General features: G+C 65.2%; 11 protein-coding genes and 3 pseudogenes. 12 read left to right on the top strand and 2 right to left on the bottom strand.

Annotation, left to right across the window (positions count from 1 at the left end):
- Positions 1-221: hypothetical protein (locus JWN03_RS18970; protein ID WP_297616447.1), on the bottom strand; the 221-nt coding region annotated here is incomplete at its 3' end.
- Between the two features lie 271 nt (positions 222-492).
- Here JWN03_RS18970 and JWN03_RS18965 point away from each other — a divergent pair.
- The 12 genes and pseudogenes from JWN03_RS18965 to JWN03_RS18910 all read left to right on the top strand — a co-directional run.
- A complete protein-coding gene (locus JWN03_RS18965) occupies positions 493-1,011 on the top strand; it encodes a hypothetical protein (RefSeq protein WP_297616444.1) in 519 nt (172 codons plus the stop codon).
- On the top strand, positions 1,008-2,246 hold the full coding sequence (locus tag JWN03_RS18960) for a sensor histidine kinase (RefSeq protein WP_297616441.1): 1,239 nt from the start codon (positions 1,008-1,010) through the stop codon (positions 2,244-2,246). The genes JWN03_RS18965 and JWN03_RS18960 overlap by 4 nt, the downstream gene beginning before the upstream one ends.
- Complete coding sequence (locus JWN03_RS18955) at positions 2,243-3,034, top strand: LytR/AlgR family response regulator transcription factor (protein ID WP_297616438.1); 792 nt, start codon at positions 2,243-2,245, stop codon at positions 3,032-3,034. The genes JWN03_RS18960 and JWN03_RS18955 overlap by 4 nt, the downstream gene beginning before the upstream one ends.
- A gap of 32 nt (positions 3,035-3,066) precedes the next feature.
- Positions 3,067-3,396, top strand: a complete 330-nt coding sequence (locus tag JWN03_RS18950) for a hypothetical protein (RefSeq protein ID WP_297616450.1) — start codon at positions 3,067-3,069, stop codon at positions 3,394-3,396.
- A gap of 1 nt (position 3,397) precedes the next feature.
- Positions 3,398-5,146: a sodium/solute symporter gene (locus tag JWN03_RS18945; protein ID WP_297616435.1), complete on the top strand. Its 1,749-nt coding sequence runs from the start codon at positions 3,398-3,400 to the stop codon at positions 5,144-5,146.
- A 146-nt stretch (positions 5,147-5,292) separates the two neighbouring features.
- A complete protein-coding gene (locus JWN03_RS18940) occupies positions 5,293-5,649 on the top strand; it encodes a DUF485 domain-containing protein (protein ID WP_297616432.1) in 357 nt (118 codons plus the stop codon).
- Positions 5,646-7,274 carry a solute symporter family protein gene (locus tag JWN03_RS18935; RefSeq protein WP_297616429.1) on the top strand — a complete coding sequence of 543 codons (1,629 nt, stop codon included), beginning with the start codon at positions 5,646-5,648 and terminating at the stop codon, positions 7,272-7,274. The genes JWN03_RS18940 and JWN03_RS18935 overlap by 4 nt, the downstream gene beginning before the upstream one ends.
- Positions 7,275-7,572: 298 nt before the next feature.
- Positions 7,573-7,930: pseudogene (locus JWN03_RS18930) on the top strand (esterase/lipase family protein); the annotation flags it as partial.
- 506 nt (positions 7,931-8,436) lie between these two features.
- The gene (locus JWN03_RS18925; RefSeq protein ID WP_297616427.1) at positions 8,437-8,850 is read left to right on the top strand and encodes a hypothetical protein; all 414 of its coding nucleotides are present in this window, start codon (positions 8,437-8,439) and stop codon (positions 8,848-8,850) included.
- A gap of 294 nt (positions 8,851-9,144) precedes the next feature.
- On the top strand, positions 9,145-9,435 hold the full coding sequence (locus tag JWN03_RS18920; protein ID WP_297616424.1) for a hypothetical protein: 291 nt from the start codon (positions 9,145-9,147) through the stop codon (positions 9,433-9,435).
- 6 nt (positions 9,436-9,441) lie between these two features.
- Positions 9,442-9,633 (top strand): transposase, encoded by a 192-nt coding sequence (locus JWN03_RS18915; protein WP_441343018.1) that lies wholly within the window; start codon positions 9,442-9,444, stop codon positions 9,631-9,633.
- 25 nt (positions 9,634-9,658) lie between these two features.
- A pseudogene (locus JWN03_RS18910) lies at positions 9,659-9,766 on the top strand (transposase); the annotation flags it as partial.
- An 8-nt stretch (positions 9,767-9,774) separates the two neighbouring features.
- Here the strand turns inward: JWN03_RS18910 and JWN03_RS18905 are convergent.
- A pseudogene (locus JWN03_RS18905) lies at positions 9,775-10,151 on the bottom strand (hypothetical protein); the annotation flags it as partial.

Here is a 10,151-nt window from a genome sequence, read left to right as displayed (position 1 = left end):
TACGGTGCCTCGAACAGGCTGTCGTCGTCGAAGCAGGCCAAGAACCCATCCCGATCCTTTGCGTTCTGCGCCGAGATCATCCGGTGGTAGAGCTGTTGGTTCTCCGCGCGTCGCAGCAGGTCGTCTGACATTCCTGGTGGCCCTCCATCCGCTGTGCTCTCCGCTCTGGCGACCTCCACTGCGGTGGCGATTGTGTATAGCGACAGCTGCTCGGTCGCCATAGCAATTACTATGATAGCTGGTGTCTCGGAATCCTACGGACACTCGCGGGCATCGTTCGGACCGCCCCCGGCTTCAGATAACGCCTTGCGCGGCAACGTGATCCCATCTCGGACATCGGATGTAGCGGCGCCGCTCATGATAAGTATCCGATGCGGCTAACGATGCGCGGAGGTAAGCGGTTGGACCGGAGATGGATCGCAGCGGATGCGGGAGACGGGATCGCCGCCGAAACGAGAGCGTCCTCTATTCGCTTCATATAATGTATGTTTTATGGTAACTGATGGCGCTGGCATGGTCGGTAATACGGCCGACACCGTCGCCGACCGCTTCGGCAGGTTCGCAGCGAACACTGATTGTCAGGACAGACCGTTGCAGGCGCGTGCGAAGGCCATGCTCAATCGCAACCCACCCGACGTGGTCTGCCGCGGGCGGGCCGCGGGAGACACGTCGAAGGGGTTTCCCGGCGACGATGTCATTGGTTACTACGGGGCGGACGGAGAGCACGTCGGCGATTTGGATTGGCACATCGAGCCGGTCGCGGAATCATACCGACTGAACCGGCGAAATCGGGAGGGTAACAACCTGATTCCGGTGCCGCCAGGCGAGCTCGTCTTCGAACGCTTCGGCTTTCCGAACAGCGAACACTCGATCGTTGTGCCGGACTGGATGGGGGAGAAGACTTCATCGATCATGCGGGGCGCCCGCGCTGGTGCCCAGGGTCCGCTTGAGCCGAATGAGCAGTACTGCCAGGAACCTGGCGTTACCCAGACAACTGAGCTCATGCTGTGACCACTACCGCCTTTGCTGTGCTCGTTTCGACTGTGTTGATTGCCGGTGCGCTGGTGGTGTGGCCACGGACGCGGCGGTCGGTGGCTACGCCGGCCGAGCGGGCCGTGCATGCGGCGCTGCATACGGCGGTGCTGGCTGCGCATCCGTTGCGGCGCGGGCTCACCGATCTGTCCGCGGCGGAGGCCGCGCCGCATCTGCGGGCGCTTACCGGTGCTGAGGCGCTCGGCATGGCAGGCCCGGACGGCGCCTTGCTGTCGTGGGACGGCGCGTATCCCGAACTCGCGCCGGTATTCGGAGAGGCCGCCGGCCGCGCGATGGCAGCGGAGCGGTCGGTGCTGGTGCAGGTCCGCGGAACGTACACGCTGATCGCCCAGCCGCTAGTGAGTGAGCACATCGGGATGGTCGGTGCATTGGGAGCGGTGACCCGGGGGAGACCTGGCCCGGGAATGCTGGGTGCAGTGGCCGAGGTGGCCCGATACGCCTGCGGGCAGATCGAATTGGCGGAGCTGGACGCGTCCCGCGCACGGTTGGATCGAGCCGAGGTACGAGAGTTGCGGGCGCAGATCAGCCCGCATTTCATCTACAACGCATTGAATACTGTTGCTTCGTTCGTGCGCACCGATCCCGACCGGGCACGCGAGCTGATCCTGGAATTCGCCGACTTCACCCGTTACTCGTTCCGCACCGCCGGTGAATTCACCTCGTTGGCAGACGAATTGCGGAATATCGACCGGTATCTGGCGCTCGAGCGAGCCCGTTTCGGGGAGGCTCTGAAAGTTCGGTTGCAGGTCGCACCCGAGGTGCTGAATGTGGTGCTGCCTTTCCTGGCGCTGCAGCCGCTGGTGGAGAACGCGGTGCGGCACGGGCTAGCGGGCAAACCAGGTGGCGGGACAGTGAGCATCGTCGCCGCCGACGCGGGCGCGGACTGTGTGATCAGCGTCGAGGACGACGGAGTCGGCATGGATCCGGAACTGCTGCACTCCGGTGTGCTCGACGCAATCGAAACCACCTCGGGGACAGCCGAATCCGTGCATGTCGGGCTGGCCAATGTCGACGATCGCCTGCGCGCAGCCTTCGGTGAAGAGTATGGACTGGTAGTGGAGACCGCCCCCGGCGCAGGCACGAAGGTCAGCATGCGTGCCCCCAAGTTCCGCGTGGGCGTGCGTGCGACCGGTCACACCACGCTCGCCGCGGTGCGAGCGGGCAGCGCTGGCGCTACCAGGTTCCGACTGTGACCAGGACCACCGACCAACCCATCGCGACGCTGCGCGTTGTGGCCGTGGACGACGAGAGACCGGCCCTTGACGAGCTTGTGTACCTGCTGCGTACGCAGCCCGAGGTCGGCGAGATCCATTCGGCTGGTGATGCGACCACCGCACTGCGTCTACTGCGGGCGAATGTGGTGGACGTGGTGTTCCTCGACATCGATATGCCCGGCTTGGACGGCATGGAATTGGCCGGGATCCTGTCGGAGTTCGCGCGCTCCCCGGCAGTGGTGTTCGTGACCGCGCATGAGGATCGGGCGGTTGCCGCCTTCGAGCTGGGTGCGGTGGACTATCTGCTCAAGCCGCTGCGCGAGGCGCGGCTGGCTGAGGCCGTGCGCCGGGTCCGTTCGATGCGGGCGCAGCCGTCGCCCACCAGTGACTGTGCCGATCCGCACGAGGTCATTCCGGTGGAACTGGGCGGCGCGACCACGCTCGTGAACCGGGCGACGATCAGTTGGGTGGAGGCCGACGGCGACTACTCCCGCCTGCATACCAACACAGGCTCGCATCTGGTACGCATTGCGCTCTCGGAACTGGAATACCGATGGCAGGACGCCGGTTTCGTACGTGTGCACCGCTCCTATCTGGTCGCGCTTCGGATGGTGACCGGGCTGCGCACCGTCGGGACAGGCACCGTCGTCTGCCTGCAGTCCGCGAACGCGGCCAGGGCGGTCGAGCTCCCGGTCAGCCGCCGCCAGGTGCGAGACCTGAAGCAGCGTCTGGTTCACGTGCCTCGCCAGCATGGGACCGTTCGTTGAGCACCCCCAACCCACGACCCGCGCGCCAACGGGTGGTTCTCGCCGAGCGGCGCGGTGCGCGGTTGGTGCGCACCCGTGTGGAGGTTGCCGAGCAGACCGCGATCGGCGAAGCAATGATCGGCGGGCTGATCCGAGCCCAGTTCGGCCTCGCGGTCAGAGTTGGCCTGGTTGTCGTCGTAACAACGGGTGCCCTGCCGCTTATGTTCGCCTCGCCGCTGGGCGCCGCTGCGTTTCTCGGAATCCGGGTGCCATGGCTGCTACTCGGTGTGGTCGTCTATCCGCTGCTTTATGGCGCGGGCCGAGTGTATGTGCGGTTGTCCGAACGCAATGAACAAGATTTCGGCGAATTGACCGAGGACTGAGGTGAGCTCCGCACCCTCCCTCACGGTGGTGGCATTGCTGCTGGCGGCGGGGGCAAGCGTCGCGATCGGCGGCTACGGCGTGCGGTTGGCGCGCACCACGTCGGACTTCCTCGTCGCCTCCCGCTCGGTCGGTCCGCGCTGGAATGCCGCGGCCGTCTCCGGCGAATACCTTTCGGCTGCTTCCTATCTCGGCGTCGCCGGATTGATCGCCAAATACGGCGCCGATGCCCTCTGGTATCCGGTGGGCTTCACTGCCGGACATCTCGGGCTGCTGCTGTTCGTGGCGGCCCCGCTCCGCCGGTCAGGGGCGTACACGATGCCCGACTTCGTGGAATTCCGGCTCGGTTCGCGACAGGTGCGCCGACTTGCCGCCCTGATCGTCGTACTGGTGTGTGCGGTGTATCTGATCCCACAGTTCCAGGGCGCCGGACTGACATTGCGCATCTTGCTCGGCGTACCGGACTGGGCGGGCACGGCTGCGGTAGGCGCCATCGTGATCGGTACTGTCGCCGCTGGAGGCATGCGGTCGATCACCTTCGTGCAGGCGTTCCAGTACTGGCTCAAACTGACCGCCATCGCGATTCCGGCACTGGTGCTGCTGGGGTATTTCCTCGCCCACGACCACGACCTGGGTGCGCCCGCGCCGCCGACCCTCGCCCAACGCACCACCATCGACATCACGACCGATGTACTGGTGCGGGTCGATGCGCCGCAGCAGGTTTCGGTGACCGGCACCCTCGATGGTCGGAGAGTCGAAGGCGCCGTGCAGCTTTCGCTGGGGCAGCACCAGCTCTCGGCAGGCAGCAGGCTGGTGCTGGAGGCCGGAGCAGAGGTGCCGGTGGTGTCCGGTGCGCCGGCCACGGGCGCGAACTGGCTGCGGCCGGGCAGCGGGTTGGGTGGCCCCCACCCGCTGTACCAGGTGTATTCGCTGATCATCGCGACCTTCCTCGGCGCTATGGGACTGCCGCATGTCCTCGTGCGCTTCTACACGAACCCCGACGGGCGGGCCGCCCGTGCGACGGCACTCGCGGTGGTCGGCTTGGTCGGCTTGTTCTATGTCTTCCCGGTGGTGCTCGGCGTCCTCGCCCGGCTGTATGTACCGCAGCTGCTGATCACCGGCGCGTCTGATGCCGCCGTGCTGCTGCTACCTGGGTCGGTGCTCTCCGGACTGCCAGGGCGGCTGCTCGCGGCCCTGGTCGCGGCAGGGGCCGTCGCAGCCTTCCTGTCGACCTCCTCCGGCCTGCTGATCAGCGTTGCGGGCGTGCTCGGTACCGACATGCTGCGCGGGCGAATTCGCGACTTCCGCCTGGCCGCCGTCATCGCTGGGGGCGTGCCATTGGTGTTGTCGCTGACCGTCGTCTCGCTGGATCTCTCGCGTGCGGTAGGCCTGGCCTTCTCGGTGGCAGCCTCGACGCTGTGCCCACTACTGGCGCTGGGCATTTGGTGGCGTGGCCTGACGGCGACAGGAGCCGCCGTCGGTCTACTGGTCGGCGGTCTGCTGACCGGTGGGGCGACGGCAGTATCGGTGCTCGGTGGCATCTCCGATAACCTCGCGGGTGGTTGGCTGGCTGCGCTGCTCGGCTATCCGGCCGCAGTCAGCGTGCCGGTGGCCTTCGCCGCAATGATCCTGGTGAGCAAGGTGACCCGTCGCCAGTCGGGTCCGGATATCGCTCGTATCTTCGTGCGGATGCATGCCCCCGAACCATTCGGCATGGGCACCGACCGTGAACGTGGACTGTGGTCGATCTGAGCTGAACCAGTGACCGTTCGTCGCGCGGAACCGACCGTTCACCGCACAACCGAGGGCCTTCGCCGAGTGAGGCTGGCCACATTCTTTTGCTGACTCGGTGCCATCGCTAGCGTTGCGGCAAATCCACATCGCAGGCTAGGAATTCGATGAGCAGTACCGAACTGGGTCCGGACGCGTCCCCGCGCGTCCCGACCGCCGCGGACTTCGTCGCCGCACAAGCAAGTCCGCAATTTCAGGAGCTGCGAAACCGTCTGCGGCGCTTCGTCTTCCCGATGACCGCGCTGTTCCTGGCCTGGTATGTGGTCTACGTGCTGCTGGGCGCATACGCGCATGACTTCATGGCCACCAAGGTGATCGGCAATATCAATGTCGGGCTGCTGTTCGGCGCCGGGCAGTTCGTCTCCACCTTCGTGATCACCGCGATGTACGTGCGTTTCGCCGGTCGCGAGATCGATCCCCGGGCCGCCGCCCTGCGCGCCGAACTGGAGGGGGCCCGGGCATGACTGTCCTCGCCAGCGGCTCGACCGTCGGTAATCCGATCGCCAATATCGCCATCTTCGGTGTGTTCGTCGCGGTCACCATGGTCGTGGTGATCCGCGCCAGCCGAAAGACTAACAATGCCGCCGACTTCTTCACCGGTGGCGGCGGTTTCTCCGGCCCACAGAACGGCATCGCCATTGCGGGCGACTACCTTTCGGCTGCCAGCTTCCTCGGTATCGCGGGCGCCATCGCGGTCTACGGCTACGACGGCTTCCTGTACTCCATCGGCTTCCTGGTGGCCTGGCTGGTGGCATTGCTGCTGGTCGCCGAAATGCTCAGGAACACCGGAAAATTCACCATGGCCGACGTGTTGAGCTTCCGGCTCAAGCAAGGCCCGGTGCGTACTGCGGCGGCCCTGTCCACGCTCACCGTCTCGCTGTTCTACCTGCTGGCGCAGATGGCCGGCGCCGGTGGCCTGGTGGCATTGTTGCTCGACATCGGCAGTCGCACAGGGCAATCCGTGGTGATCGCGGTCGTGGGCCTGCTCATGATTGTGTACGTGCTCATCGGTGGTATGAAGGGCACCACTTGGGTGCAGATCATCAAAGCGGTCCTGTTGATCACCGGCGCCGCATTCATGACCGTTCTGGTGCTGAGCAAGTTCAGCTTCAACCTCTCCGAGATCCTCGGCTCGGCGCAACAGCACGTCTCGGAATCCACTAATAAGGCTGTGGCCCACCGCGATGTTCTGGCGCCCGGCGCTCAGTACGGCGGCGATGCGACGTCCAAGCTGAACTTCCTGTCGCTGGGCCTGGCCCTGGTGCTCGGTACCGCAGGTCTGCCGCATGTGCTCATGCGCTTCTATACGGTGCCGACCGCCAAGGAGGCTCGTCGCTCGGTGGTCTGGGCCATCGGCCTGATCGGCATGTTCTACGTCTTCACCCTGGTGCTCGGCTACGGCGCGGCGGCGATTGTCGGCCCCGACAAGATCCTGAAGTCTGCCGGCGGGCAGAACTCGGCCGCCCCGCTGCTGGCTTTCGAACTCGGCGGCGTGGTGCTGCTCGGCATTATCTCCGCGGTGGCGTTCGCGACCATCCTCGCGGTGGTGGCGGGCCTGACCATCACTGCCTCGGCTTCCTTCGCCCACGATATCTACGCCGGTGTCATCAAGCGAGGGAAAGCCGATGAGGCCGAACAGGTTCGGGTATCCCGCATCGCCGCTGTCGTCATCGGCGTTCTAGCCATCGGCCTGGGCATTCTCGCCAATGGGCAGAACATCGCCTTCCTGGTGGCGCTTGCGTTCGCGGTGGCGGCCGCGGCGAACCTCCCGACCATCATATTCTCGCTGTTCTGGAAGCGGTTCAACACCACCGGGGCGCTGTTCAGCATGTATGGCGGCCTGATCACCACGCTGGTGCTGATCATCTTCTCGCCCGCGATCTCCGGCTCCAAGACCGCGATGCTGCCCGGCCACGATTTCTCCTGGTTCCCACTCTCCAACCCCGGAATCGTGTCCATCCCACTGGCTTTCGTCCTCGGTATTGTCGGCACCTTTATCGGCCGCAATCGCGAGGATCCTGTCAAGGCCGCCGAAATGGAGGTCCGCGCGATCACCGGCGTCGGTGTCGAAAAGGTCATCGTGCACTGAAACCCTGACCCCTGCCCCTTCTACTGGTGAGGTCACGATGACGAGCACGAGGGAACGCGGCCATACCGAGCAGCTGAGCTACCCGCACGAGTTCGCTGTGGCCCGCCAATGCCACTGTGCCCCTTCGTAGTCGGGCAGCGGCGGATCGGGAGGTCTTGTCGGCCGAACAAGCACACCGCCTGCACCGGGCGCAACCGCGGACTCGGTTGGGGCGATGTGCCTTTCGTGCTAGTTCGTAGACGGCAAGCTCACAGTCTGAGCGCGTGATCGAGTTGAATGCACTTCGATGGAGGTCGCTATGCGACGGTGGCGGACATTGACAGGCTGTGCGGCATTATTGATGCTGGTTGGCTCGAGCACGGGCAACGCCCAGGCTCGGTATCCCATCGTCTACAACTTCTTCGCGGGTGTCCCTGGTGAATTGACGAACCCCGGAGGCTCGCTGCCCGGCAGCAATCATTGGCACTGCAAACCTGACTCGGCCCATCCTGAACCGGTGGTACTGGTGCATGGAACCGGCGGTGGGGCGCAAACGAATTGGGGGCGTCTACACCCCGCTGCTGGCGGACGAGGGCTACTGCGTGTACTCGTTGACCTATGGTGCCTACGACCTAGCGTGGCCGCTGTCCGCCCTCGGGGGCAGGCAGCCGACCGACTATTGCGACCATCTCGCTCTCGTGGCTAGCCCTCGGGCAGCCGGCTTCATCCTCAACGCCCTCGATCCCACCCGTCAAAGACCCGTACCGTGCGAGTTCATCGCCCCGATCGCCGGGTAGATCACTTCAGATACGCGGCACCAGATCATGACCGTCAGATCCCCAGCTCCATCATCGTGCCGACACCTGCATGGGAAACCCGAGCCGGCGCCGCCCAGGACCGCAGGGATGAATTGCGGGGTGCGACCGCGAAGTCGGAGCAAACCACCCTCCCGGAAGTCACCGGATCATGCGGTAAGCACCCGAGCTACAACACATCCCGTGACGGCGGGCTCGCCAGAAGCAGTCCTCGCAGCTGGTTGTGCACTGATGGCCTGCCCGCCCGGATGGACCTATCGAGAATTGGTGGTCGGCAGTTCTTTGCAATCGAGCAGGATCACAAAGTATTTTGTATACTTTGCACCGAAATGAACGGATGGCACTTCAGTTTCTGATTCGAGGTACCGATGAATTCTGTTGCATCAGGTGCGTTCCCTCTACGCGCCGCCGCGGCCGTGATCGGCGGGGTGTTGCTGCTCGCCGGAGTGGCAGCGTGCGGTAGCGATAAGGCCTCCGACGGGTCGCCGAGCAGCACCGCCACCAGTGCGGTCGTCGTCCGGGCGGCCGTACCGACCACCGAAGCGCCCGCACGGCAACCCGCGACGATGGAACCGGCGATGCCGCAGCCGATGGCACCCCAGCCTGTCCTGACCCCACTGCAACCCGCGGCCGCGGAAACCGCGGCACCGCAGCCGGTGCCGCCCCAGCCTGTCGTGACCGAACCGGTCGCGCCACAACCCGCACCGCAAACGCAGCAGCCACAAGCGCCCGCACCCCCGACCCTGGACGCTCCTGGGTTCGAACCGCGTGCCGGATACTGAGAAGGCCAGGGAATTCAGGTGGTCGCTAGTTGTGTGCTGCTGTGGTGGCGCTCTCGGCCTCGGTGACGGGAGCAGGGGGTGCGGGCTGATTCCGTCCCCGAGGGGAAAGAGCTTGTAGTACTGGGTGATTCGTCCACCGCGACCGCCTGGGACTTCACCGACCCGACAACAGCTGCCTACGCCATGGGAAGACGGCCTGGCCGGCGCGGTTGGGCACATTGATGGGTGTGAACGGGACCGACGCTGGAACACGGCATCCGCAACGCCGCCCAGCTCACGCGCGAGATCGCGGAGATGGGCTATCCCGGCACCGAGCAGCAGGTCCAGCGCTATCTGCGCGGATTCCGCACTGGGACAAGCCAAATCGCGGTCCTGCCACCACGACCGCCATCGATCCGCGAGATGGCCCACTGGATCATGACTGACCCCGATAATCTCGCGAAGGACGACAGCACCAACCTGCGCTCGCTCAGCAAGCGCAGCAAGGACCTGAACCGGCTGGCAACTCATGTCGAAGATTTCGCGGTCATGATGACCCGGCTCGAAGGCCAGCGCCTGGACACCTGGATCAGCGCCGTCGAATAGGACTCCCTGACCGCAGTCGCATCGTTCGCCCGCAACCTCCGCCGCGATATCGACGCCGTCCGCAACGGCCTGACCCTGCCCTATAGCTCCGGTCCAGTCGAAGGCCATGTCAACCGCATCAAGATGATCAAACGCCAGATGTTCGGCCGAGCAAACCTCGACCTCCTCCGCAAACGCACACTGCTCCAAAAGGACTGAGTATCACGGAATCTGCGCCAGAGCCAAGATCCGTGACGGGAAGGTCGTGAATCGGCCGATTTATGTCGCGTTGGCGGTGACGGTCGAGGGTGGTCGCGAGATCCTCGGGCTCTGGGCCGGTGACGGTGCTGAGCTTGAGATTTAACCTCTGACGGGTGTTTGCGCTGTTCGGCGGGGTTTGGTGCCTTTCTTGTGATGGGTTGGGCGGGCATAGGGGTGGCCGGTGGCCAGGACCAATCCGACGTCCTGGCGGGCGGCGGGGTAGCGGTTCTTCACCCCGCGTGGGCGCCCGGGTCCGGGCCGGGAGGGTTTCGGTGCACCGGCCGGAGAGCCTGTCTTCGTGCGGATGTGTCGAAACCCTCGCCGGACCCGTGCGGGCGTGAGGCGGTGCGGGGCAACGGGTTTCTCCCAGGGCATCCGCAGATCGGCGGCCAGGGGCCGCGACAGCCGCAACTGCGCATACGCAGCGAGGGTAAGCCAGGTCCAGCGGTCGGCCGCGGCGGGGTCACGCACCTGCG

This window comes from Nocardia sp. (genome assembly GCF_025465275.1).
Classification (GTDB): Bacteria; Actinomycetota; Actinomycetes; order Mycobacteriales; family Mycobacteriaceae; genus Nocardia.
This window is presented reverse-complemented; position numbering and strand designations above follow the sequence as displayed.